A 24276-nucleotide genomic window follows, 5' to 3' on the forward strand; every position below is an offset into this window, starting at 1 on the left:
GCAGGCGTGCCGCGGCCTCATGCAGCCGTGTTGGACGGCACACCGCGGCTTACCAGAGCTCTCCGACGACGACGGCGCCGAGCCCGCCTCGATAGGGCGTCAGGCTGCCGCCAAGCACGCGCGCGAACGGGGGACGGCCACGATCTTCCTGGTCGTCCAGGGCGACGGAGGCGCTCGAGTCCGGCCTCCCGAGGAACAAGGCGCCCGCCACGAGGCCGAGGGTGCCCGCCGCGCCCTGGGCGATGAGGCCGCGGCGGGGGTCGTGATCGCTCCCGATGTACGCGAGGTAGATGGGCAACGACACCACCGTGCCGATGCCGAGCCCGCCCCACATCCACGCGAGCTGGTTCCACGAGGGCGTCCATGCGACGGACAGGCCGACGGCGCCCGCGGTCGCGACGTTGAACCCGATGAGGCCCCCGAGCGAGATGCTGTCGTTCGACTCGCTCCAGTCGCCGTTGCTGGCGGCGGCCCCGAACGCGCTGCCGATGAGCGAGCCCCAGACGGCGCCCGAGGCGACGAGCATGTTGGTCTGCGGCTTGGGCCGGAGGAGGTAGTAGAAACCCCAGCCCGCCGCGCCGCCGACGGTGGAGCCGATCACCTCGGCGGTCGCGAGCCCGAGGAAGCCCCACTCCTTGCCCTTCCGCGCGCTGACGTACTGGTAGGAGGCGATGCCGAGCCCCTCGCCCGCGCCGATCACCATGCCCGTGGCGATCGCGGACGGCATGCCGCGCGGCATCGGCGGCGAGTCGAGGAAGTAGACGCCGACCGGCGCCGCGACGCCGAGGAGCGCGGGCGCGATGAACTGCACGCCGGGATCGTCGATGCCGGCGACCGCGTCGATCCAGATGCCGGTCCCCACGCCGTAGGCCACGGAGGTGGCGTAGAGATAGCCGACCTCGAGCGGGGTCGATTTGGGCTCGCTCTTCTTCTGCGGCGCGTAGCCGTAGCCGCCGTACTGGCCTCCGTACCCGCCGCCGTACTGGCCTCCGTACCCGCCGCCGTACTGACCGCCGTACGCGCCGCCCTGCTGACCACCGTAGGGCGGCGTGCCGTACTGGGCAGCGGCCGTCGAGCTGACGCTCGACAGGAGGAGCGCGGAGAGGAGACTCACGAGAGGTCGCGTGTGCATCGCGCCGCCACTTTACACGCTCGCGAGAGGCGAGGCGCGCAGCGGCGCGAGAAAGCGCCTTCCCGCGAGCCGGCCCCGCGTCTCACTCTCTCGTGAGGGCGCGGGTCATCAGGTCCACGACGGCCTGCTGCGGCGGCTTCCCCTCGTACAGCATCCGGTACACCTCGACCGTAATCGGCGCGCTCACGCCGAGCTTGTCCGCGAGATCGTGCGCGCTCTTTGCGGTCTTCACGCCCTCGGCGACATGGCCGAGGCCGGCGAGGATCTCGTCGAGCTTCCGTCCCCTGCCCATCTCGATCCCGACGGTGCGGTTGCGCGAGAGCTCGCCCGTGCACGTGAGCACCAGATCGCCCATCCCGGAGAGGCCCGCGAGCGTGAGCGGGTTCGCCCCCTTCGCCGCTGCGACGCGGCCGATCTCCGCGAGGCCGCGCGTGATCAGGCCGGCGCGCGCGTTGTGGCCGAAGCCGAGGCCGTCGCAGATGCCGGCGGCGATGGCGATGACGTTCTTGAGGGCGCCGCCGACCTCGACGCCCACGACGTCATCGGACGAGTAGACCCGGAACCGATCGGTCGCGAACAGGTGCTGCACCGCGTGCGTCTCTCGCTCGCTCCTGCCAGCGACCACGACCGTCGTCGGCTGGCCGGCCGCGACCTCGCGCGCGAAGCTCGGCCCCGACAGGTACGAGAGCCGCGGCTCGGCCTCGCGCCCGAGCTCGTCGACCAGCACCTCGCTCATCAGCATCAGCGAGTCGTTCTCGATGCCCTTCGTCGCGCTGCACACGAGCGCGTCCCGCGGGATGTGGCGCCCTGCCTCCCGGACGACCTCGCGCAGCGCGTGCGACGGGACGACCACGACGGCGAGCTCCGCGCCGCGGAGCGCGTCCTCGAGATCGCCCGTCGCGCGCAGGCTCGCGGGCAGCTCCACGCCCGGCAGGTACCGGTCGTTCTGGCGCTCGCGGCCGATGCGCTCGGCGAGCTCGCCGTGGTGCGCCCAGAGCGCGGTGGGGTTGCCCTTGTCCGCCAGCAACTTCGCCAGCGCCGTCCCCCACGCGCCGGCCCCGATGACTGCGACGTTCGCCATGACAGTGACCCTATCACCACCCGCGCGCGGAGGCCGACGGCGGCGCGCCGCTCGACCCGCCGGCGCGCCGCTCGACCCGCCGGTGTTTCGACTATGCTGCGCCCATGCTCTTCCGCACCGCTGCGCTGCGCGCGCTCGGCCTCGCGCTCTGCCTCTCGCTGCTCGGAACGGTGTGCGGCGCGTGCGGCCAAGGCGCGCTCGGCGTGATGCCTGGCGTCGTGAACGATCCGGGAAACCTGTCCCTCCGCAGGGCCATCCTCGCCTTCGCGACGAGCCAGCTCTGCACCGAGATGCGGAAGCGGAGCGTGCCGCTGCGCCTCCGCGACGAGGACCCGGTGACGGGCCGGTTCTACCCGGGCTCGTGCGTCGCCCAGGAGCTCGCGAACGGGCACCTGCTCCTCCAGTTCGGGGGGAGCGGCGTCGTCTGGACGAACCTGACGAAGCGCATGAGCTTCGATGCGAGCGCGGCCGTCGAGTACGACCACGACTTCCTGATGGATGGCGACACGATGTACGTGTACTTCCGCCAGCGCTCGACCACGGCGGCGAGCTTCACGACCAAGCTCATCGAGCAGCCCGCCGCGATCTCGCTCGGCGGCGTGTCGCTCGCCCAGGGCAGCGCGTACGCGAACGCGCTCGGCGCCCAGCTCCTGAAGACCGAGATCGCCCGGGGGTTCACCGTCATCCGCGACGACGACGGCGCCGTGCAGTTCGGGCTCGGCATCATCGAGAAGGGGCAGCGGCCCGACGCTCCGTACGAGCGCCGCGACAACGGCAAGCTGCTCCTGGCGAACGAGCGCACCGAGGTGCACCAGGAGCAGCGCGATTACATCGGCCCGCTGGAGATCGCGGGCAACGGCGAGGCCCTGACGCTCACGGTCGCCGTCGACGGCGCGCCCGGCGTGGACGTCATCCTCGTGCCTCGAGGCACCGGGGAGCCGTGGCTCCAGGCGTACCTGACGCAGCCCGCGCCGGCGCCCCTGACAGCGGCGGCCCTGCTCGACGAGCCGGTGTACTCCGGCGCCCCCTGGCGGCGAACCGTGTCGCTGCCCAAGGGGCAATACTACCTGGTCATCGACAACACGAACGCCGCGGGGCGGACGCAGCCAACGACGTACGCCCGCGACGACCGCGCGGCCCTCGTGAGCTACGCCGTCGAGGTCGGAGACGCGCCCTGACGAGGGTAACCGCGGGCGAACGAGGGGCGAACGAGGGGCGAACGAGGGGCGAACGAGGGGCGAACGAGGGCAACGAAGGCGAACGAGGACACGCGGGCGACGACGCCGACGGACCGCGCGTCGCCCGCCACGCCTGCGCACTTGCCGCGGCGAGGGGCGGCGTATACATAAGCTCTCTCTTGCCGCCGCGCCCCGATGATCAACCCCAGAGCGTCCCGTCGGTCGCGGCCAGTCGGCCCGCAAGCTCGGAGTTCAGACCCTCGATGAGGGGCAGCGCGAGCTCGGAGCCCCGCGCCAGCGCGGCCAAGGCGACCGGCGGAGCGGACCCGCGCTCGACGGGCAGCTCTCCTCCGCCAGGGGGCAGGGACGGCCGGGCGCCGCTGCGCTTCCTGTTCCACCTCGTGTGGATCTGCATCGTTCCCTTCGCGCTCGCGGTCCTGAACGTCTGGCTGCTCACCCCGCCGGCCCAGGGAGGGAGCTCCCAGCCGCTCCGGGTCTTCGTCGGCGAGCAGCAGATCCCGGCCGGCATCGTGCTCTTCACGATCTTCGCGATGATCCTCTGGCGCTTCCGCCACGAGCTGCCGTTCGCGTCGGCGATCGGCGTCGGCGGCCGCCGGGACATCCCGCCGAAGGCGCGCGCTCGCTTCGAGGACGCCGCGGCGCTCCTCGAGGAGGCCCACCGGATCCTGCGCAGCCGCAAGCGTGACGTCGAGCGCGAGCTGACGAGCGGCGAGCGCGAGCAGGTGACGCAGGCGATCGCGGCCCTCGAGCGCGCGATGAGCGCCGAGACGTTCGACGCCGACGAGTTCGACGCCGCCCACAGCCGCGCCGACCGCACGGTCGGCGAGCACCTCGGCCGCTGGCGCAAGGGCGAGATGCGCGAGTACGCGGAGTCGATCGGCATCGCCGTGGCCGTCGCGCTCCTCCTGCGCGCCTTCGTCGTCGAGGCGTTCAAGATCCCGAGCGGCTCGATGATCCCGACCCTCATGGTCGGCGACCACATCTTCGTCAACAAGTTCACCTACGGCCCGCTCATCCCCTGGACCGACCAGCGCCTCTTCCCTCGCCTGCCGCCGTCGCGCGGGGACGTGATGGTGTTCAAGTTCCCCGAGAACAAGGAGCAGGACTTCATCAAGCGGACGATCGCCATCCCTGGCGACACGCTCGAGGCGATCAACGGCCGCCCCGTCATCAACGGCTGGCTCGTCCCCCACTGTCACGTCGGCCCCTACCACTACGAGGGCCGGCAAGCGGAGCTGTTCGTCGAGTACCTCGGAGACAAGTCGTACTTCACGCTCTACGAAAAGAACCCCGACGGCATGATGTGCGTGGAGAGCGACGACTGCACGCCGGGCTCCACGTGCCGGGGCGGCGTCTGCGGCGATCTCCAAGGCCCCTTCAAGGTGGCCGCCGAAGAGGCGTGGGTGATGGGCGACAACCGCAACAACAGCCACGACTCGCGCAGCTGGCGCGGGGGGCTCGGCGCGGGCGTGCCCTTCGATCACATCAAGGGACGCGCGATGTTCGTGTGGATGAGCTTCGGCCCCGGCGGCGGCATCGCGCAGGATCGCCTCTTCGTGAACGTCATGGGGCGCCCGAAGCTCCCCGGCGCCCACGAGGCGGCCCTGCACGACGGCCTCGAGAAATGCCTCCGCGAGCGGCCCCCCGTCTCCGAGACGACCCCGCCGCCCCCGCCGGCGCGCCCTCAGTCCAAGCGCCGCTGAAGCCGCGTCGGCGCGTGGGAGCGCAGTCTCCCCGGCAGCGCGTCGGCGGTCTTGTCCCCGCGCGGTCAACGCGGCGAGTCATCCGGTCCAGGGCGACAGAGCAGACGGTGCGCCCGGGGCGCCGCGAGATCGAGCCGAAGAGGCCGAGGGGAGACGCCGGAGACGTGAGCAGCCTGAGTGCAATTTTCTGATGGGCGCTCGCTCGTTCACGCGCCACGCTTCACGTGCCCGAGGCGCCCGTGCGCCAGCCGCGTGCGCCTCGAACCCCGAACAGGAGTCAGGTGCATGAGCGACGCGATGTGGGCGCTGACATACAACCGCGAGAAGCAGCCGTGGGAGTCCACCGTCGGGCTGTCCAAGGATCAGGTCGAGCGCCCGGCGATCGACGAGGCCAGGGACTACCACGACCGCGCGAACGTCCTCGTCAAGCCGATCATGACGGGCTTCTGCGGCTCGGATCGCGGCATCTGGTTCCGCAGCGCCTTCAAGGACATGATCCTCTCGTCGCTCGATCGCGATCGGAAGGCGACGCGCACGATCGGCCACGAGCTGCTCGGCCGCGTGGTCGACCTCGGGACCGACGCGCGCCGGTCCTTCGGGCTGGCGATCGGCGACATCGTGTCGACCGAGAGCCACATCGCCTGCGGCGCTTGCTACCAGTGCCGCGTCGGCGACACCCACGTGTGCGCGGACGACAAGATCATCGGGATCAGCGAGGACGGCTGCTTCGCCGAGCTCGTCAAGCTGCCCGCGAAGAACCTGTGGCGCACCGACATCGCGAGGATCCGGCCCGAGGTCGCCGCGGTGCAGGAGCCGTTCGGCAACGCCGTGCACGCGTGCACCAAGGTGAACCTCCGCGGCAAGCGCGTGGCGATCTTCGGCTGCGGCACCATCGGCCTGTTCGCGATCGCGATCGCCCGCGCGATGGGGGCGATCTACGTCATCGGCGTGGAGCCGGCGGAGCGGAACGCCGAGATGGCCCGCCGCCTGGGCGCCGACGCGGTCCTGCGCCCGCACCGGTCGAGCCCCGAGCGACCCCACGCGAGCGATCCCGAGCTGACGGAGCGGGTCCGGAAGCTCACGGACGGCGTCGGCGTCGACGTCGTGCTCGAGATGAGCGGCGTGAACAGCAGCGTCAACAACGCGATCCACGCGGCGAGGCGCGGGGGCGACGTGATCCTCTTCGGCCTGAAGAGCGGTGACGCGGTGATCGAGAACTTCGACCGCCTCATCGTGGACGGCATCAGCCTCCACAGCGTGATCGGCCGGCGTATCTTCGAGACGTGGCACATCACGCGCCACCTGCTCGAGTCGCGCGATCCGAACATCCACGACCTCATCTGGGAGGTCATCCTGAACCGGGGCGAGGGGACGGTGTTCGACTTCGAGGACTACGACGCGGCGGCCTTCCAGGAGGCGATCGCGAGCCACCCGAAGGTGATCCTCCGCTACTGAGCCGCTCAGGCGACGACGCCGAGGCGCCGGCCGACCTGCCGGAAGGCGTCGATCGCCTGATCGACGTGCTCGGGCTCGTGCGCGGCGGAGAGCTGCACCCGGATGCGGGCCTCGCCCTTCGGCACGACGGGGTACGAGAAGCCGATGACATAGATGCCCTCGGCGAGCAGCGCCCTCGCCATCTCGTTCGCGAGCTGCGCCTCGCCCAGCATGATGGGCACGATCGGGTGGACGCCGGGCTTGATGGTGAAGCCGGCCTGCGTCATCCCCTGCCGGAACCGGCGCGCGTTGTCCATCACCCGCGTGCGCAGCGAGGGCTCCGCGTCGATGAGGTCGAACACGGCGATCGAGGCGCCGGCGATCGCCGGCGCGAGCGTGTTGGAGAACAGGTACGGCCGCGATCGCTGCCGGAGCAGGTCGACGATCGGCTGCCGGCCGGTCGTGAAGCCGCCGCTCGCCCCGCCCAGCGCCTTGCCCAGGGTGGAGGTGATCACGTCGACGCGGTGCATGACGCCGCAGAGCTCCGCGGTCCCGCGCCCCGTCGGCCCGATGAACCCGGTCGCGTGCGAGTCGTCGACCATCACCATCGCGCGGTACTTGTCGGCGAGATCGCAGATGGTATCGAGCTTCGCCAGGTACCCGTCCATCGAGAACACGCCGTCGGTGGCGATGAGCCGGAGCCGCTTGCCGGCCGTCGCGCGGAGGATCTCCTCGAGGGCGGCCATGTCCCCGTTCGGATAGCGGTGCCGCTCGGCCTTGCAGAGGCGGATACCGTCGATGATCGACGCGTGGTTCAGCGCGTCCGAGATGACAGCGTCCTCGTCGCCGAGGAGCGTCTCGAAGAGGCCGCCGTTCGCGTCGAAGCACGACGAGTAGAGAATGGCGTCCTCGGTGCCGAAGAAGCGGGCGATCCGGGACTCCAGCCGCCGGTGAAGGTCCTGCGTGCCGCAGATGAAACGCACGCTGGAGAGGCCGAAGCCGTGCGTGTCGATTGCCTCCTTCGCCGCCGCGATGACCGCCGGGTGCGACGACAGGCCAAGGTAGTTGTTCGCGCAGAAGTTGAGGACCCCAGCGCCACCTTCGGTCCGGATCACCGGCCCCTGCGGCGTCTCGAGGATCCGCTCTTCCTTGTAGAGACCCGCCGCACGGATGTCCTCCAACGCCCGTACGTACAGTGACCGAGCGACATCGAACATGACGTCGTTATAAAACGGGGCTGTCAGCGGGTCGACGGGGGAACGCCGTCCGGACACCCAGGGCGGCGCTGCTCATGGGCCTGAGCGCCAGCAGGCGATCCCGGACACGAGAGGCAGGATGCACGCGGCTTTGTCGCGCCGCGGCCCGGCCGCGGCCTACTCGATCCGGGAGGCCCGTGGCAGAACGGGCAGCGTCCAGCGCCGCGCGATCGCCGTGCGGCTCGCGTCGCGTGCGCCAGCGCGCGCCGCGCGAGCCGAGCGCACGAACGGCGCCCTCGGGAGGAGCAGGCATGACGGAAGCCAGGGGGGACTTCCGGCGAAGCGCCGGTGTGCTGTGCGCTGTCGCGTCGCTCGCGGCCGCCGCGAGCAACCCGGGCTGCAGCCGCGCAGAGGATCCGCCCGGACGGACCAGCGCGGGCTCCACCGGCGGAGCGCCAGGCGCGACCACGACCACGACGAGCGGTACGGGAGGCGGGGGCGGCGCGGGGGGTGATGCTCCCTATGCGGCTTTGCCGCTCGTCCCGGCGATCGCGTTCGACGCGACGCCGGATGCCGCCGGGGCTTACGTGTACTTCACCGGCCTCGGCGCGGACGGCAGGGCCGGCGTCTTCAGGATCGGCGCGCAAGGCGGCGCGGGCGCCGCCGAGATCGCGGCCGGTCCGCCGCTCGTGGCGCCGCTCGGGATCGCGACGAGCGCGGACGGCGGTCGCGTCTTCGTGGCCGATCCAGGCGCAGGCGACCCGGCGCTCGACGACGCGGGCGCCCTCTTCGCGATCGATCTGCCCGGCGGCGCCGTCGCCCCGATCGACGGCGGTGAGGGGCTGCTCGCGCGCGGCCTCGAGGTCGCCCGCGGCGCGGACAACGAGGAGCGGATCATCTTCTCGGGGCGCGCTCGCGATGATGGCCAGCCCGGCGTGTTCTCGCTGCCGGCGCGCGGCGGCGAGGTGTCGGCGCTCGCCAAGGGGAGCCCGCTCGTCGACCCGAGCGGGATCGCGGTAGCCGGCCGGGGCGACGTCTTCGTGTGCGACACCCTCGCGAGCCCCGACAAGACGGCGACCATCTTCAGGATCGAGGACGGCTTCGTGAGCCCGTTCGCGACCGGGCTCCACGCCGGTTATCCGTGCGGCATCGCGCTGACGCGCGACGACGCGGCGCTGCTCGTGCTCACGCGCGACCCGACCCGAGGCGCCGACGAGGTCGTATGGATCGAGGTGGCGTCCGGGGCGCGCTCGGCGACGTCCGCTGGCGCACCGGGCCACGACGAGCCGGGCGGGCTGCACCGGGCGAGGGGCGCCGACGTCTTCGCGTTCGTCGATCACAGGGCCCAGGAGCAAGGCTCGGTGTTCCTGCTCAGGCAATGAGCTGCAGAGGAGCGATGGGAGGACCCGCACGCATGATCCACCGACCGTCACGCGCCGTCGCCGTCTTCACGGCGTTCGTCGCGCTCAGCGCGCCTGGCCTCGCCGCAGCGTCGAGCCACCGCGAGGCGCCGGCCATCGCGAGGGATCCGGCCGCCGACAACACCGACCTGTACGCGTGGGTGGAAGGCGGCAACCTCGTGATCCTCGCGAGCTACATTCCGCTCGAGGAGCCCGCCAGCGGGCCGAACTTCCACGGCTTCTCGGACGACGTGCTCTACGAGGTGCACATCGCGCGCGGGCCGTCGAGCCTCGAGGACGCGCTGACATACCAGTTCCGGTTCTCGACCAGGCCGTACCTGGCGGCGGATCCGGCGGGGCTGACGCCGGCGCCAAGCGGCGGCAACGAGTTCTTCTCGCAGCTCGCCGGCGGGGAGCAGACGTACACCGTGACGAAGATCGAGGGCGGAGCGTCGACCGTGCTCCTGAGGGACGCCCCGGTCGCGCCGCCGAACATCGGGAGGAGGACGAACCAGCTCGCCTACCGGATCACCGGCGGCGGTTACCCGGCCTTCGCGACGTCCTCGAAGTTCCTCAAGCAGATGGCGGGCGGCGCGGGGCGCGCCTGGGCCGGGCCGCGCGACGACGGCTTCTACGCGGATCTCGGCCGCGCGTCCGATCTGGCGGGGCTGTGCCCGCTCCTCGCGGCGCCGAACCCGTCGTGCACCGCGCGCGACAACCTCGCCGGCTTCAACGTCCACACGCTCGCGCTCGAGCTCCCTCTCGCGGCGGTCAACGGCGGCGCGGAGCCGACGCCGGGGCCGAGCGACCGGCAGACGCTCGGCGTCTGGGCCTCCGCGAGCCGCCGCAAGGTGCGGATCCTGCGCGCGAACGGCAAGGAAGATGGCCTCGGTCCCTGGGTCCAGGTGTCGCGTGTCGGTCTGCCGCTGATCAACACCTGGATCATCGGCCTGCAGGACAAGGACAAGTACAACCGCGCGCACCCGCGCGACGATCTCGCCAACTTCGGGGCCTACTTCCTGAACCCGATCCTGGTGCGCGACGCCGAGTTCGCCGGGCTCTACCAGGCAGGCCAGCCGCTCGCGGCCTTCGATCCCGAGGCGCTGAAGCAGAGCCGGACCGACCTCATCGACACCTTCAACCTGAAGCCCGCGAGCCTCGGAGGGCACAGTTTGGAGACCGTCGGCGACGTGCTCCGGATCGATCTGGGCATGCCATCGGGCTTCCCGAACGGCCGCGCGCTGGTCCCCGGCGCGGATCACGAGCAGACCGACGTCACCGACGCGGTGCTCACGCTCGTCCTGACCGGCGCGCTCGGCGCGACGGCGGGCGACGGCGTCGCAGCGAACGACGCGCGGTTCCTCCCGGCCTTCCCTTACCTCGCGACAGCCTGGGAGGGCGCGACCCAGGGCCACTTCCGGCCCTGAGCCGCCCGGCGTGGCGCCGCGCGCAGCTCGGCTGTCACGGCGCCGCGCACCGCATCCCGCACACGCCGCCGACGGCGCTCCCGCGCCCTCGTCGAACACACGCTGCGCGGCACTCGCCGTCGCGCGTGCAGGCCTCGCCCTCGGCCTTCGGCGCCACGCAGCGCCCGTCCACGCAGCGCACGCCGGCCGCACAGAGCCCACCGAGGCAGGCGGCGCCGGCGGGGGGTAGCGCTGCCTCGCTGCAGCGCGCGTCGACGCAGCGGCGGCCCCGCCCGCAGGCCGCGTGGGCCTCGCACCGGCCGCCGAGCGGGAGGTCGTCCGCGCACGCGCGCCCGGCGCAGTGGCCGCGGCACTCGGGGTGCGCCTCGGCGTAGCGCGTCTGCCGGGTGACCGCGGCGAGCGCGTCGACGGAGAGGCCGCAGGGCCCCGCGGCGCGCGGGGGGCGGCAGGTGCCCGCGTCGGTGGGGCCGGCGCCGTCGCAGCGAAGCCCGCCCGCGCACTCGAGCGACGACCGGCAACGGGCCCCCTCGTCGAGCGCGCCCCGCACGATCCCCTCGCACGCGGGCGGGACCGGGGCGGCGAGCGGAGAGACCCAGTCGCACCCATCGAGCGACCGTTCCATCGCCTCGACACAGCGGCCCACCTCGTCGGTCGATAGCGTCACCGCCCGCGTGCGCACCGCGAGGCTCAGCGCGCGCGCACACTCGGCGGCAGCGTGGAAGCCCGCGGCGCCGCCGCAGCACGCCGCCTTGCGCCGCGCGGGCAATGCGTGAAGCGCGTCGCACAGCCGGGCCGCGAGCGGCTCCGGCGCGCCCTCGGCCTTCCCGTAGACGGGGGTGATCTCGTCGCCCGGCAGGTTATCCGCAGGCCCTGCCGGCGAGGGCGCTGTGGTCGCGCCCGCCTCCGGCGAGGGCGCCGCGGCCGCATCCGCCTCCAGCGAGGGCGCCGCGGTCGCGCCCGCCTCAGGCGAGGTGCGGCGAGCACACGCCGCGCAGAGGTGCAGGATCAACGCCGCGGCGCAGAGCCGCTGCAGGCGGTCGCCATCCGTCTGGACAGGCAATGCGATCTCCTCCGCGCTGCGCGCTGCTGGTCGATCGAACGATGCGCTGGAGCGGCGAGCTTGCCGGCGCAGACAGGCGAGGCAAGCTCTTTCGCGATCGGATCGAGCCGGTAGTGCCCCCCAGGTGAGTCGCGGCTCGCCCAGGGCGGAGCTCCAGCGCGAGGGGAGGTCAGCGCTCCGATGCTGCGACGAACGGGTTGCCTCTTCGCCTGCGCTGCCCTGACCGGAAGCCTCGGTTGCACCGAGCGCCCGCACGCCGAGGCCGTCCCGGCCGCGACGGTATCGACCGGGCGCGCCGCCGAGGCACCGGCGCCCTCGAGCCTCGACGCGGCGCGCGCGCTCGCCCTCGCAGCCCCAGCGGGTGCGAGCGCCGTCGATCGCGAGATCGAGGCGCTGTCCCGACGGCTCGCGAAGGCGCCCGGCGGCGCGGATCTCTGGAGCGCGCTCGGCCGCGCGTGGCTCCGAAAGGCGCGCGCCTCGGGCGATCCGTCGCTTTACGGCCGGGCTCACGCATGCGCGGAGGTCGGGCTCGCGCTGGCCGCGGGTGATCGCGCGTCGCTCAACCTGCTCGGCCTCGTGCTGATCCACGAGCGCAGGTTCGCCGAGGCGCGCGACGCGGCGGAGCGGGTCCTCTCACGCGACGAGGGCGACGCGCTCGCGCTCGGGACGCTCAGCGACGCCGCCCTCGAGCTCGGCACCTTCGAGGTCGCGACCCACGCGGCGCAGCGGATGGTCGACCAGCGGCCCGGCCTGCCGTCCTACGCGCGGGCCGCACACCTCCGGTGGCTCCAGGGCGACGCGGCGACGGCGAAGCGGATCATCCGCCTCGCGATCGACGCCGGCGACCCGGGCGATCCCGAAGCGCTCGCGTGGACCCTGACCCAGGCGGCCATGATGTTCTGGCACGAGGGCGACCACGAGGGCGCAGACCTGGGCTTCGAGCGGGCGCTCGCCGCGCAGGCGGGGTATCCGCCGGCGCTCGCCGGCAGGGCGCGCGTCGCGCTGGCCCGCGGCGCGTGGGGCCGCGCCGTCGAGCTCCTCGAGCGGGCCCACCAGCAGAGCCCGGACGTGGAGACCGCGTGGCTGCTCGGCGACGCCAGGATGGCTGCAGGCGACCACGCCGGCGCAGCGCGGGCCTACGCCAGCGCGGTCGACGCGGGGCGGCGGTCGGACCGCCGGACCCTCGCGCTGTACTACGCGACCAAGGGCCTGGAGCGCGACGAGGCGCTCCGCCTCGCCGCCGCGGAGCGCGCCGTCCGCGCAGACATCTACACCGAGGACACCCACGCCTGGGCGCTGTACCGCGCCGGCAAGCTGGCTGAAGCGCGCGCGGCCAGCGACAGGGCGCTGGCGCTCGGCACGAGGGACGCGCGCCTGCTCTACCACGCGGGGGCGATCCGGATCGCGCTGGGGGACCTGGCACAAGGCGAGCGGCTCGTGCGGGACGCGCTCGATCTGAACCCCAGTTTCGACATGACAGGAGCCGCCGAGGCCGAGCAGCTCCTCGCGCGTCGCAAGGCCCCTCGCGGCCTGGCGCGGTGACGGCCTGTGCGAGGAGCAGCGCGCGAGGCGCGCTGGGGGTGAGCACGAGAGGCGTGCCCTTGGTGGTGAGAGCTCGCGAGTCCGGCTGAGCGGGGACTCGACCTCAGGTGTCGTATTTGACGGTCGACGGGACCACCAGCGGTGGAGGAGCGATCGCGGGTTGCGACGGCGCCGGGGCGGACTCATCGGTGGGGCTCGATCCTGGCTGGCTCTTCGGTGGCTGGCCGTGGAGCTCCCGCAGCCGGGCGGGCGCGGGCTCGATCGCTGTCGGGGCCTCATCTCCTCCCGTCTCGCCCGCCGCGACGGGGGGCACGCTCACCGCGGGCGGCGGCGGCACGAACATCCTCGGCACCTGGATGGAGCGGGCGATCGACGCGACCTCCGGGAAGCTCGTGGCCATCCGCTCGACAAACGCCGCACGGGCCGCATCATCGGGGGCACTCGCCGAGGCGTTCGCGACCCGCAGCGCCGACCAGAGCTCGTAATACCAGGCGGAGAGGGAGGCATGCGCTTCCAGCAGGTCACGAATGGTATCCTCGGAAACGATGATGTTCTTGCCCATGGGCGAGAGGATACATGACCGAGCGACGCCTCCCACCTCGTTCGAGCGGCCCAACACCTGAGGAGCGGGTGCCGGACCCGACCTCAACGCGCGCGGCGCCCGGCGCGCTCCGCGGCCCCGGGACGCCGCGCGACGACGCCACGTCGCTCAGGATCGTCTCCTATAACGTCCGCTACTTCGGGCACGGCACGCGGGGCATCGCCTCGACAAGCGCCGCCATCACCCGGATCGCGACGACGCTCGCGCGGATGTCCCCGCTGCCCGATCTCGTGTGCCTCCAGGAGGTCGAGACCCAGTCGCTGAGGTCCTCGACGATGAACCCACGCTGGCACCCGGAGGAGACCCAGCTCGATCGCCTGATGACCGAGCTGCACGCGGCGCTGGCGCAGGCAGAGCGGCGCGAGCGCTTCGTCGCCTACTACTTCCCCGCGCACACTTACAGGCTTACCTCGCGGACGAACATCTACACGACCGGGCTCGCGGTGCTCGCGCGCGACACATTCCACATCGGACACCACAACGCGGAGCGCCCGCACGACATCACCCATCGGCGGGGGGTCAAGAGCCTGAAGCAGACGCGCATCTGCGCGCACGTGTCGTTCGAGCACGAGAGCGGGCAGAGCTTCGATGTGTTCAACACCCACCTCAGCTTGCCGAGCGTGTTCTCGCGGGAATTCTGGACCGGCGATGCGCGGATGGGGTTCGGGCCGAATCAGATCGAGGAAGCGAGGGTGCTCGCCGATTTCGTCCGCCGCGAGCGCCGGAGCGACAACTTCGTGGTGGTCGGCGACTTCAACTCGCTGCCAGGCTCGCCGGTCGATCGTTTCCTGCGCGAGGAGACCGGCTTCGTGGACGCGTTCGCCAAGGTCCGCTGCTTCTCCGAGACCGAGGCGCGCGCCTTCCCGACGGCCGGCTTCATGAACCTCCGCATGCACCTCGACCACGTCTACTCGTCCGAGCGCCTCCAGTGGCTGGACTTCACGGGCACGCACCCGTTCGGGCACAAGGGAGCGTTCGCAGGGCTGTCCGATCACGTCCCCCTGATCGCGCGCTGCCGCCTGCCGGGCGCCGCCGGCTGACCGCCGCGCGGCGCTGCCGCCCTGGGCGCGGCGCGCCGGCCGCTCACCCCGGCAGCCAGAGCAGGTCGTCCATGATGGGCTCGAGGCACGCGGAGATCTGCGGGCCGAGATCGCCGCCGCACGCGAGCTTGCCGAAGCAGGCGCGGACCTCGTGCCGACCGCGGCTGTTCATCGCGCCGATCGCTCGCTCGAGCTGCGGACCGAGGCCGTCCTCCAGGCTCTGCCGGCAGGCGTCGTAGTCGAGGTCACCGCACCCCGCGAGGCGGCCGCAGAGGACGGCCATGTACGGCGCCAGGTCGGCGCGCGGGAGCGTGGTGGCCGTCATGGCGTCGGAGCCGCAGCGGCTCACCTCCTCCGCATAGGCGGCGGTGAAGGGATCGCCCTCGAAGCGCCGCAGCGCTGCCAGCGAGCACTCCGAGGTCGCGCGGAGCATCTTCGGCGAGGCCATCGTCGTCATCTGCGTGCACTGGTCGAACTTCGGCCAGCCCTTCGCCTGCTCGGTGGCCCGCTGGTAGAGCTCCTCGAGGTACACGCACCAGGCACGCTGAGCCTCGCGCTGCTCGCGCTGCTCGACGCTCGCCCCCGGCGCGCCCTGCCCATCGGGCGATGCCTGCGCGGGTCGCGCGGGCGCCTTCGCGGAGACGGCCGGTGGCGACGCGCCGCCGCATCCCGACGCGAGGGCCGCGGAGATCAGCGAGGCCGCGCCGAGCATGGAGACGGCGGCGCGGAAGCTGCGTTCATGGATTGTGCCTTTCACGGGAGCCCCCCTTCGTCGAACAGGCTGCGCAGCAGCTTTCCTGGCCCATCGAGGCCACGCGCGTGCAGAACCGGCCCAGCGACGTCCACGTGCACAGCCCAGGCCACACGCGCGCCGGCCGAAGCGGCGTCGGGCGAGCGGAGGCGCTCGGGGCGCGCGGCGGCGGAGCGGCGCGCGGTCTTTGCTCGATCAGCGGCCGGCCCGAGAGCCGGGCCGCTGACCGATGAGCAGCTTGAGCTTGAAGAGCGCGCCGATCTGCCCACGGTCCATGGCGATGCGCGGGAAATTCAGGGGGTCGAAGGACGAGAGCATGCAAAGGCCGGAGTTGTTGGTGAAGCCGATCTCGAAGCCGGCCTCCTTCACGGCGCGATGGAAGGCGCCGCACAGGCTGTATCCGACGGGGTACGCGACCGCATACACGGCCTCGTTCAGGGCGTCGGAGAGCACGCGGCGGGAGCGCGCAAGATCGCGAGTGGCCTCTTCGGGCGAGAGCGTCTGGAGGACACGATGGCTGTGCGAGTGCGACTGCACGTCCATACCCGCCCGGCGCAGCGCCCCGATGTGGTTCCAGTCCATGATCGTCCTGGTCGCGAGCGCGCGCTCCTCGCCGAGGTCGATCGACACCCCCGTGGCGCGCTCGATCTCGTCCCAGAGGCGTCCGATGTCGACCCCGAAGGTGCGCTTGATGGTCTGGCAGACGAGCATCGCCGCGGCGATCGGGTCGCGCAGCGGCTCGAGCACGAGCGTCGCTGGGTAGGCGATCTCGACGCGCGCCCGACGGCACCGGTGCATGAGGAGCGCGACGCGATCCCACCAGAAGAGGCGGCCCCTGTCGGGGTACCCGGTGGCGATGAAGAACGTGGCCGTGACCCCCGCGCGCTCGAGGAGGGGCAACGCGACGTCGTGGTTGTCACGGTAGCCGTCGTCGAACGCGACCATGACGGGGTTCGGCGGGAGCTTCCGCCCCTTCGCGAGGAGCCGCACATCCCGGAGGGACACCACGGTGCCGTGCGTCTTGATGACCGCGAGCTGCTCCTCGAACTCGCGCGCGCTCACCTCGGCGACCCCCGGATCGAGCTCGTCCACCTCCGAGACTTCCGCGATGCGGTGGTAGGTGAACACGGAGAGCACGGGCAGCCGAAGCTTCGCGCGCAGCCAGAGGAAGCGATCCAGGAGCCCGAGGGTGTCGAGCACCCCGGCAGCCAGAACACGACGACCGCGCGGCAACCTCCGGCGAATCCACGTCAGTGGGTGTGCGACGACGTACACGAGTGTATTCCAGCACACAATCGGCGTTCGTGCTTGCTCTCGAGACCGGCTCCGACGGAGAAGCTTCTGCGCTTCCGGCGGGTGGGCCGCCGACCGGGGGAATCCGGCGCGGCAGGGATCCCGCTAAAGTGGCGCCCGATGTTCTCGACGGACGCGGACGCCCCCCCGGACGCCTCCCAACCTGGGTCGGACCTACCTCAACCTGGGTCGACAGGCGTGGACGTACCCCAACCTGGGTCGGATGCACCTCAACCTGGGTGGGACGGACCCCAACCTGGGTCGGACCTACCTCAACCTGGGTCGACAGGCGTGGACGTACCTCAACCTGGGTCGGACGATGGCCCCCCGTCGAAGCCGCCCTCGCCCCAACCTGGTTCGGTCTCGCCTCAACCTGAGTCAGTCGCGGCGCCTCTGTCGACGAAGCCGCTCTCGCCGCTCGGCACCGCCGGAGTTGCGCTGGCGACAGCAACCATCCTGTTTGCGCTGGGGGTGTACACCGTCGAGACGAGCCTGCCCGAACTGGCGGCACGCAGCCGAGCGCCTCGACCGGCGATCGTGACCACCGGCGGTCCTGTCAGCCTCACCGCTGTGGCTTCAAAGCAAGCAGCCGTCCCCGTGCAGCTGGCGAGCGCGACCGGCGCCACGGCACAGCCGACGCCGACCGCATCCCCGACGCAACGTGCTGAGGCTGCGCCACCTCCAGCACTGCCAAGCATCGAGGCTGCGCCACCTCCAGCACCACCAGCCACCGAGGCAGCAGCATCTCCAGCACCACCAGCCACCGAGGCAGCAGCACCTCCAGCACCACCAGCCACCGAGGCAGCAGCACCTCCAGCACCACCAGCCACCGAGACGGCAACCCTTCAACAACAGCCATCCGTCGACGCTGCAGCGACGACTCCGCCGACCCCGAGAAAGGGCCACGGCCTGCTCAAGCTCAACTCCTCCCGGAATGCGACCGTCTACGTGACGGGCGTGCCCGTGGGGCCCAGCGAGCGACCCGTCGAGGTGCGTTGCGGGCGCTTCTTCGTTCGACTCGGCGAGCCGACGCGCGACGGCACGCGATGGCTCACCGAGGGCAAGACCGTCCGCGTCAAGTGCGGTGTGCTGACGGAGGTGAGCTTCTGAGCTCGCCCGCCCCGCTCTCGGCGGTCGCGAGGACGAGGTAGGTCACCGAAGCTGCGCCCGCGCCGAGGAGCGCATCTCGACACGCGGCGAGCGTGGCCCCCGTGGTGGCCACGTCATCGATGAGCGCGACCCTCCGGCGCTGGACGCGCTCAGGCGCGTGCACGCGAAACGCACCTGCCACGTTCTGAAGGCGGAGATCGCGCGGGAGCTGCGCCTGCTGCGCGGTGGGACGGACACGGCAGAGGGCCCGTGGGGCGAATGACACCGCGAGTCCGTCAGCGACGTGCGCGGCCAGCAGGGCGGCCTGGTTGTACCCGCGCTCGGCGAGACGACGCGGATGCAGCGGCACCGGGACAACGACGTCAACGCGCATCTCCGCATCGCGCGCCGCGTAGAGCATCAACCGGCCGAGCGGGCGGGCGAGATCCGGACGATCTCCATATTTGAAGCGCCGGATCCCCTCCGCAACCGCCCCTCCAAACGGAGCGAACGCGACGAGAGGTGCCCCCGCCACGGCGCGCGTGCCCGCTCCTCGCGGCGCCCCCTCTGCGTAAGGCACGGAGGTCCGCGCGCAATCGGCGCAGAAGACCGAGGCATCCGCGATCGGGGTGTCACAGCCCGCACAGGCCGGCGGGCTGAGCGTGCGCGCAGCGACGGCGACCACGGAGCGGACTGCGGCGACGAGGGCGCTGGAAGGGCTCATGAGATACCAGTGCGATCTTCGTCGTGAGTGGACGTGCGGTTGCGTGGGCGCACGAAAGAAGATCTCTTTGCAAACGACGCGCGGTACGATCGCGATCGTCGTGGTTCACGTCCTGAAATTCCGGCGCTCTACCAGCTGGCGGAGGGGCCCCCGTTGAGCGCGTGGAGATGGACAGATGAGCGTGGCGTCCAGCGGAGCCTGAGCACCGCCGAGCTGCGCCGCGCGCTGGCTGCCGGGATCATTCCAGGCTCCACGCTCGTCTGGCGCAAGGGCATGGACGCGTGGGCGCCCGCGTCCAGGCTTCCGGAGCTCGCCGACGCCACCCAGCTCCGGCGCAAGCCCGAGGCGCGCACCGCGGCACCCGAGGGCCCGGCCGCCGAGGCCGAAGAGGCCGCTCGCGAGGACGGCGCCGCGCTGGAGATCGAGCTCATCGAGGATCTGGGTCCGGCGCCCGCCCGCAGCGGTCAGCCCATCGGCCCGGCGCCTGCGGAGAGGTCCGCGAACGGGCGGAAGCCGGCGCCGCAGCACGCGAGCCGGGCGACCACGCGACCGCAGCCGCCTCCCCCGCCGCCGCGCAAGCGCGAGTCCATGAGGACGCTCACGGGCGTCGAAGCGCCGGCAGACGCGCCGGCCAGCGGACAGAACGCGCCGATCGTCGTGCCGGCCGCAGGCGGAACGTTCGATGCGGGGGTCGCCCGCGCGATCACCCAGCTGCCCCGTTACGACGGTCCCTCGCCCGGCGACCAGGGAACGACCGAGATCCCACGCGCGCCGAAGCTCCCCTCGGCGGCGGAGGAACCCGAGGAGACCTCGGCGGGTCAGCGCCCTGTCGCAGACGCAGGCAGCGCCGGCGCGACGACGGATGGCGATCAGCCGGCGCCGCCGAAGCGCGCGGCCGGCACGGCCGCGCCCAGCAGCCCGGGTGCAGCGCCGAGAGCCGCGGGCGGTACGACGCCGCGCGCGGAGGCGAGACCGCCCCGGCCGCCGCCTCTCCCCCTCGATCGCGACGCGGCGCTGGCGGGCGCTGCACCGCAGAACGACGGGCGCGGCGGAGCGACGACCGGCGCGGATCAGGGCGCCGGCAAGCCCCTCTCGGCGACGCCACCGGCGCCCTCGAGCCCCGGCCGCGCCACGAAGCGCCCCGCGCCGACGGGGAAGCGCTCCGTGCCGCCACCTCCAGTTCCGGTCCGGTTCCCCGCGGTCGCCGCGAGGCGGCCTGCTGGCCCGCGCGCGCCTGAAGCGTCGGATCAGACGGCGGCCGGCGCCAAGGCCCTCGTCCGTCTCGGAGCGCTCCCCGCGCCGCCGCCGCGCCCCCCTGCGGACGCGCCTCGCGCCACGCCCTTGGTGGCAGCGCCCCCCGCGCCGTCGACCCCGCTGGCGACGCCGACCTTGCCCCTCGCTGGGCCGACCCCGCCGGCCGAAGCTGCGCCTGTCACGGTCGCCGCCCCCACGGCGATGGCGTCGCCTGGATCTCGCCCTGCGAGCCCAGCGACGTCCACCGACGGTCCCTCGCCCCGCAGCGCCGAGGACACGCCGGCCAGCGACGGCCGCGATCGCAGCGACGCCCCGGAGCCCTCCACCACGGTGCTGCACCGCGAGACCCCGGAGCTCCCGACGCCGCCCGTGCCCAGCGAGACGAAGCGCTCTCCGCTGGCCGCCGAGGCGCCGATGGGGCGCCGCGAGTACGCGACGATCCCGTCGGTCGGCGTCGGATCGAGCGCGTCGCAGGGGCAGGGGCAGGGGCACTCGGCGATGCGCTCGTGGCTGGGGCTGCCGGGGCTGCCGAACCCGCAGCGCAGCGCGGCGGCTGCGGACGCGCTCCAGGCCTCGGGCCAGCGCTCGGATCGGGGCTCTGTCCCCGGATCGGGCAACGGCCCGACAGCGCTCAACCCGCGCGCGCTCGCGGCGCGACGCGGCGACGGCAAGGGGCTCTCTGCAGCGGTGACCGTGCCGGTCTCGTCGCTCGTCGGCCTCTGCGGGGCAGCGGTGCTCATGAGCGTCGTCGCCTTCTTCGCGGGTCGCCGCTCCGTCACGACCGCGCACCAGTCGCCGGTCGGGACGGCGCGCGCAGCGCTCGGCGCAGCGCAGGACGCCGCGCGCTCGGCGATCCCCGTCCCGCCGAAGCCTTGCTGGGTGGCGCGTCAGCCCCAGCCATGGGCGCCGCTCGTTGCGAAGAGCATCCCCTTCGAGGTCACGGCAACGAAGGGCGGCAAGCTCGTGGTGGGGTACGCGAAGAGCCCCATGGAGGCCGTCGGCCTCGAGATCGATCCCGCGACCGGGCAGCGGAGCGAGCGGTTCTCGAACCGAGAGGCCGCCGACATCGTGAGCATCTCGCCGGTCGAGGAACGCTTCACCGTCCTCACGGCAGCGCAGCAGGCCATCCGCTCTCCTGTCAGCGTGCCGGGGCCGAGGTCGTTCGTCGTCGGTCTGGCGAACGGCGCTCTGGTGGCGGCCGATGCTCCCGACGCCGCCCCCTCCCCGCTCTGGCCGGTGCAAGGGGATGAGCCGCTCGAGGCGCCGCGCGCGCTCGCCGCCGGCGCCGGCGGCTACGCCGTCGCGTTCCGCCGCGAGAAGGCCGTGTGGGCAGGCTGGCTCGACGCCGAGCGCAAGCCCGTCGGCGAGCTCACCCGGGTGACCGGCTCCGGAGGCTCGATCGGCAAGCCATCGCTCGGATGGAACGAGCGCGCGCTCGCCGTCGTCTTTGCCGATCGTCCAGCGGATGGACGATGGGAGATCCGCGCCGGGCAGGCCGCTCCGGGCACCATTCCCAGGTCGACCCAGGTGATCCCGCTCCCTTCCGGCGGCCCCGGGGGAGACGCCTTCGCGCCGGATATCGCGGGGCTCGGCGATGGACGCTGGCTCCTCGTGTGGACCGAAGGCCCTCCGGGGAGCCGCGCCATGCGCGCGCAGACCCTCGCCGCCGACTTCTCCCCGGTCGGGGATCCGATCGCGCTCTCGCCGCCGGCCGGCAACTTCGGGCAAGGCGTGCTCGGCGTATCGTCGCGATCGGGCTACGTGGGCGTGGTGTTCCTCTCGAAGCCTGCCGCGAGCTATGAGCTCTGGGGGGTCATCCTCCAATGTGGGTGACGAGGCCGCCGGCCCGCGCGAGCCAGCTCCGCGCGGCGGCGCTTGCGCTGCTGCTGGTCGCACCGCACGCACCCTTGCTCGCCGCATGCACCGCGCAGGTCTCGCTGCTCGATCAGGGGCGGGCCCTGCGCACGGGCAAGCAGCCCTACGACGAGTTCTTCGAGGCCACCCGGGCGCTCCGCGACGAGTCGCTGAAGGCCGAGGAGCTCTCGAACGCCGCGCCGACCGAGCTCTCGCGCGCGCTGGGGCTCGATCCGAAATCGGACGGCAAGGCGGCGCTCGAAGCGGCGCGCGCGCGCGCCGCGGAGCTCCGCGCGGCGGGCGTGCTGCTCCAGGTCGAGCTCGTGCCAGAAGCGCGGATCGTGAGCGCCCGAGGCGGGCGCTCGCTGGACGCGGAGGACAGGAACACCATCGCGGCGTTCGAGGCGTCCTTGAAGAGCTCCCTCGCGACGTCGAAGCAGCTCGGCGAGCTGTCGAACCGCGCCGCGGAGCTCGAGAAGAAGCGGGCGTCGCTGGCGGCCACGTGGGCAGAGGCGCTCGCGGACGATCCGCAGCGTCGCGAGGTGAAGCACGAGCTCGAGGCGGCCGAGCGCGTGATCGCGGAGGCGGGCGCGGCCGCGGATCGACACGCCGGCAGGGCGTCGAAGCTCACGCTCGATCTGGTGCTCGCCGTCGATTCGGGCGACGCTCCGGCGCGGCAGGGCGCGGCGAGCCGATCGCCGCCGAAGCAGCCCGCCAGGAGCGTGAAGGCGCCGCCGCGGCGCGGGAGCAGCGCAGGGGCCGCCCCGAAGCCGCCGAAGCCACCGACGTCGCACGGCGAGGACGATTTCGATCCCTGACGTCGTCAGCATGGCGCACGGCGCGCCAGCTGTCCCCGCCGGACGCCGGGGCTTCGGGGAGAGCGGAGCCGCTTCCCCACTTGTCCGACGCGCATCGGGACGCCTATCCTCCGCGAGCGATCCAGGAGCGTGGCCCGCCTGAACGCCGCGGTCCTGGCCGCACATCTGCAGTCCGACGACCCCGCGCTCCAGCCCTCCTCGCTGATGATCCGATCCCTGCCGTTCGCCTCCATCGCTCTGGGATCGGCGCTCCTCGCGCTCACGTTCGCGCCCAGGAGGGCGGCGGCGCAGGCGTCGCCGCAGTCCGAGGCCTTGGCCGTCGGCGGGTTCACGTTCCGCCCCTCGGTCGAGTTCCGGCTCCGCGGAGAGTTCCGCCGGTACCCGGTCGACACGGGCGGCGACGTCTACAGCTCGAACGCGGTGCTCGCCGAGGGCTTCGGAGGCGCGCTGCCGCCGCTCAGCGACACGGGCAACGTCGTCAAGACACAGTGGTTCTTCGCCCAGCGCGCGCGCCTCGGGCTGACCGTCGAGCGCGGCCCCGTCACGGGCGTCGTCACGCTGCAGGACGCGCGGCTCTGGGGGAACGACGACGCGATCTTCGTCGGGCCGGGTGAGCCGGCCCTCCCGGAGACAGCGCCCTACGAGGCGTACATCGATCTGCGCACACGCTCGGGGCGCCGCGCCTTCCTCCGGCTGGGCCGGCAGCGGATCGCGTGGGGCGATGGCCGCCTGGTCGGAGCCGACGACGAGACGCTCACCGGGCGATCGCTCGATGCGGTGCGCGCAGGGCTGCAGCTCGGCAACGTCGACATCGAGGCGATGGCCGTGCTCCTCGCTGCGCCAGGAGGCGCGCCGCCCGAGGTGGCAGGGACGCGCAAGCCCATCGCCGCCGGGACAGGCGCCCAGCTCTACGGCCTGAACGCGATCTGGCGGCTCGCTCCCCTGCTCCACCTCGAGGCCACGGCGCTCGCGCGCATCACCCGGGAGCCGCGCCCGACCTGGCTCACGCCCGGCGACACGGTCGTCCTCGACGCGCGCGTCTCCGGCGATCGCCGGGGCTTTCGCTACGCGGTCGAGGGGGCGTACGAGCTTGGCCGTGTGGCCACGTTCGCGGCCGACCGCGCTCTCGGCGCGTTCGCGGCCGCAGCGCGGGCAGAGCTCGAGACGGCGCTCCCCGCCCACCTCACCTTCAGCGCCCGCGGCGCCTACGCGACGGGCGACGATGGCGCGCTCGAGGTGGGCGAGACGCAGCGCCGCTTCGATCCGATCCTGCCCGACGCCCAGAACAACCACGGCCCCATGGGGCTCTACGCGTGGTCCAACGTGATCGAGGGGGGCGGAAGCGTCCGCGCCTCGCCCTTCGACCCGCTGACCGTCTCCGCCGGATACACGTTCGTCGGCCTCGCCTCTCCAAGGGGCAGGTGGGTGACAGCGCGCCTCCTCCCTGTCGGCGCCGCCAGCGACAACGAGAGCCGGGTGCTGGGCCACGAGATCGACGTCTCGCTCGCCTTGCAGCCATGGGAGCCGCTGCGCCTCGCGCTCGGCTACGGCCTGTTCATCTTCGGTGACGGCGCCCAGGCGATCTTCACGAAGGCGAACCGCGCGCACAACGACGGCCGCCCAGCGGATCTGCAGCAGTGGGCGTTCCTGCAGGCAACGCTGACCGCCCCCTGAGGCG

General features: G+C 72.7%; 19 protein-coding genes. 11 read left to right on the plus strand and 8 right to left on the minus strand.

Annotated elements, in window-relative coordinates:
- Positions 1 to 49: 49 nt before the first annotated feature.
- Both WME79_RS39790 and WME79_RS39795 read right to left on the minus strand, forming a co-directional pair.
- Positions 50 to 1132 carry a hypothetical protein gene (locus WME79_RS39790; RefSeq protein WP_437525780.1) on the minus strand — a complete coding sequence of 361 codons (1083 nt, stop codon included), beginning with the start codon at positions 1130 to 1132 and terminating at the stop codon, positions 50 to 52.
- Between the two features lie 82 nt (positions 1133 to 1214).
- Entirely contained in the window at positions 1215 to 2213 is a 999-nt protein-coding gene (locus WME79_RS39795; RefSeq protein ID WP_437525782.1) for an NAD(P)H-dependent glycerol-3-phosphate dehydrogenase, read from the minus strand.
- 104 nt (positions 2214 to 2317) lie between these two features.
- On the opposite strand from WME79_RS39795, the gene WME79_RS39800 reads away from it, so the two are divergent.
- The 3 genes from WME79_RS39800 to WME79_RS39810 all read left to right on the plus strand — a co-directional run bounded on the left by WME79_RS39800 (position 2318) and on the right by WME79_RS39810 (position 6570).
- Positions 2318 to 3391, plus strand: coding sequence for a hypothetical protein (locus tag WME79_RS39800; RefSeq protein ID WP_437525784.1), 1074 nt, complete (start codon positions 2318 to 2320; stop codon positions 3389 to 3391).
- Positions 3392 to 3654: 263 nt separating this feature from the next.
- Positions 3655 to 5115, plus strand: coding sequence for a signal peptidase I (gene lepB / locus WME79_RS39805; protein ID WP_437525786.1), 1461 nt, complete (start codon positions 3655 to 3657; stop codon positions 5113 to 5115).
- A 285-nt stretch (positions 5116 to 5400) separates the two neighbouring features.
- Complete coding sequence (locus tag WME79_RS39810; protein WP_437525788.1) at positions 5401 to 6570, plus strand: zinc-binding dehydrogenase; 1170 nt, start codon at positions 5401 to 5403, stop codon at positions 6568 to 6570.
- 5 nt (positions 6571 to 6575) lie between these two features.
- On the opposite strand, the gene kbl is transcribed toward WME79_RS39810, so the two are convergent.
- Complete coding sequence (kbl, locus tag WME79_RS39815; protein ID WP_437525790.1) at positions 6576 to 7766, minus strand: glycine C-acetyltransferase; 1191 nt, start codon at positions 7764 to 7766, stop codon at positions 6576 to 6578.
- 290 nt (positions 7767 to 8056) lie between these two features.
- Between kbl and WME79_RS39820 the strand changes: the two genes are divergently transcribed.
- Both WME79_RS39820 and WME79_RS39825 read left to right on the plus strand, forming a co-directional pair.
- Positions 8057 to 9127 carry a hypothetical protein gene (locus tag WME79_RS39820; protein WP_437525792.1) on the plus strand — a complete coding sequence of 357 codons (1071 nt, stop codon included), beginning with the start codon at positions 8057 to 8059 and terminating at the stop codon, positions 9125 to 9127.
- A gap of 32 nt (positions 9128 to 9159) precedes the next feature.
- Complete coding sequence (locus WME79_RS39825) at positions 9160 to 10572, plus strand: DUF4331 domain-containing protein (RefSeq protein WP_437525794.1); 1413 nt, start codon at positions 9160 to 9162, stop codon at positions 10570 to 10572.
- 34 nt (positions 10573 to 10606) lie between these two features.
- On the opposite strand, the gene WME79_RS39830 is transcribed toward WME79_RS39825, so the two are convergent.
- The gene (locus WME79_RS39830; RefSeq protein ID WP_437525796.1) at positions 10607 to 11632 is read right to left on the minus strand and encodes a hypothetical protein; all 1026 of its coding nucleotides are present in this window, start codon (positions 11630 to 11632) and stop codon (positions 10607 to 10609) included.
- A 180-nt stretch (positions 11633 to 11812) separates the two neighbouring features.
- On the opposite strand from WME79_RS39830, the gene WME79_RS39835 reads away from it, so the two are divergent.
- Complete coding sequence (locus tag WME79_RS39835) at positions 11813 to 13174, plus strand: tetratricopeptide repeat protein (protein ID WP_437525797.1); 1362 nt, start codon at positions 11813 to 11815, stop codon at positions 13172 to 13174.
- Positions 13175 to 13277: 103 nt separating this feature from the next.
- Here WME79_RS39835 and WME79_RS39840 read toward each other — a convergent pair whose 3' ends face one another.
- Entirely contained in the window at positions 13278 to 13736 is a 459-nt protein-coding gene (locus tag WME79_RS39840; protein WP_437525799.1) for a hypothetical protein, read from the minus strand.
- Positions 13737 to 13804: 68 nt separating this feature from the next.
- Between WME79_RS39840 and WME79_RS39845 the strand changes: the two genes are divergently transcribed.
- On the plus strand, positions 13805 to 14815 hold the full coding sequence (locus WME79_RS39845; protein WP_437525801.1) for an endonuclease/exonuclease/phosphatase family protein: 1011 nt from the start codon (positions 13805 to 13807) through the stop codon (positions 14813 to 14815).
- 43 nt (positions 14816 to 14858) lie between these two features.
- Here the strand turns inward: WME79_RS39845 and WME79_RS39850 are convergent, their stop codons facing one another.
- The 3 genes from WME79_RS39850 to WME79_RS39860 form a co-directional block, all read right to left on the minus strand.
- Entirely contained in the window at positions 14859 to 15572 is a 714-nt protein-coding gene (locus WME79_RS39850; RefSeq protein WP_437525803.1) for a hypothetical protein, read from the minus strand.
- A 189-nt stretch (positions 15573 to 15761) separates the two neighbouring features.
- Complete coding sequence (locus WME79_RS39855) at positions 15762 to 16766, minus strand: polysaccharide deacetylase family protein (protein ID WP_437525805.1); 1005 nt, start codon at positions 16764 to 16766, stop codon at positions 15762 to 15764.
- A 655-nt stretch (positions 16767 to 17421) separates the two neighbouring features.
- Positions 17422 to 17718, minus strand: coding sequence for a hypothetical protein (locus WME79_RS39860; protein WP_437525807.1), 297 nt, complete (start codon positions 17716 to 17718; stop codon positions 17422 to 17424).
- Between the two features lie 89 nt (positions 17719 to 17807).
- Between WME79_RS39860 and WME79_RS39865 the strand changes: the two genes are divergently transcribed.
- From WME79_RS39865 to WME79_RS39880, 4 genes are all read left to right on the plus strand, one after another.
- Positions 17808 to 17969: a hypothetical protein gene (locus tag WME79_RS39865; protein ID WP_437525809.1), complete on the plus strand. Its 162-nt coding sequence runs from the start codon at positions 17808 to 17810 to the stop codon at positions 17967 to 17969.
- 856 nt (positions 17970 to 18825) lie between these two features.
- Positions 18826 to 21759 carry a GYF domain-containing protein gene (locus WME79_RS39870; RefSeq protein WP_437525811.1) on the plus strand — a complete coding sequence of 978 codons (2934 nt, stop codon included), beginning with the start codon at positions 18826 to 18828 and terminating at the stop codon, positions 21757 to 21759.
- The gene (locus WME79_RS39875) at positions 21750 to 22598 is read left to right on the plus strand and encodes a hypothetical protein (protein WP_437525813.1); all 849 of its coding nucleotides are present in this window, start codon (positions 21750 to 21752) and stop codon (positions 22596 to 22598) included. Before WME79_RS39870 ends, WME79_RS39875 begins: the two co-directional genes overlap by 10 nt.
- A 129-nt stretch (positions 22599 to 22727) precedes the next feature.
- Positions 22728 to 24272 (plus strand): alginate export family protein, encoded by a 1545-nt coding sequence (locus WME79_RS39880; RefSeq protein ID WP_437525815.1) that lies wholly within the window; start codon positions 22728 to 22730, stop codon positions 24270 to 24272.
- Positions 24273 to 24276: the final 4 nt, after the last annotated feature.

The sequence above is a fragment of the Sorangium sp. So ce726 genome, from assembly GCF_051521405.1.
Lineage (GTDB): Bacteria > Myxococcota_A > Polyangia > Polyangiales > Polyangiaceae > Sorangium.

Bases quoted from the DNA above. Each gene is read 5' to 3' on its own strand.
- WME79_RS39790 (WP_437525780.1), bottom strand. From the start codon at position 1,132: ATGCACACGCGACCTCTCGTGAGTCTCCTCTCCGCGCTCCTCCTGTCG.
- WME79_RS39795 (WP_437525782.1), bottom strand. From the start codon at position 2,213: ATGGCGAACGTCGCAGTCATCGGGGCCGGCGCGTGGGGGACGGCGCTG.
- WME79_RS39800 (WP_437525784.1), top strand. From the start codon at position 2,318: ATGCTCTTCCGCACCGCTGCGCTGCGCGCGCTCGGCCTCGCGCTCTGC.
- lepB (WP_437525786.1), top strand. From the start codon at position 3,655: ATGAGGGGCAGCGCGAGCTCGGAGCCCCGCGCCAGCGCGGCCAAGGCG.
- WME79_RS39810 (WP_437525788.1), top strand. From the start codon at position 5,401: ATGAGCGACGCGATGTGGGCGCTGACATACAACCGCGAGAAGCAGCCG.
- kbl (WP_437525790.1), bottom strand. From the start codon at position 7,766: ATGTTCGATGTCGCTCGGTCACTGTACGTACGGGCGTTGGAGGACATC.
- WME79_RS39820 (WP_437525792.1), top strand. From the start codon at position 8,057: ATGACGGAAGCCAGGGGGGACTTCCGGCGAAGCGCCGGTGTGCTGTGC.
- WME79_RS39825 (WP_437525794.1), top strand. From the start codon at position 9,160: ATGATCCACCGACCGTCACGCGCCGTCGCCGTCTTCACGGCGTTCGTC.
- WME79_RS39835 (WP_437525797.1), top strand. From the start codon at position 11,813: ATGCTGCGACGAACGGGTTGCCTCTTCGCCTGCGCTGCCCTGACCGGA.
- WME79_RS39840 (WP_437525799.1), bottom strand. From the start codon at position 13,736: ATGGGCAAGAACATCATCGTTTCCGAGGATACCATTCGTGACCTGCTG.
- WME79_RS39860 (WP_437525807.1), bottom strand. From the start codon at position 17,718: ATGGCTGTTGTTGAAGGGTTGCCGTCTCGGTGGCTGGTGGTGCTGGAG.
- WME79_RS39875 (WP_437525813.1), top strand. From the start codon at position 21,750: ATGTGGGTGACGAGGCCGCCGGCCCGCGCGAGCCAGCTCCGCGCGGCG.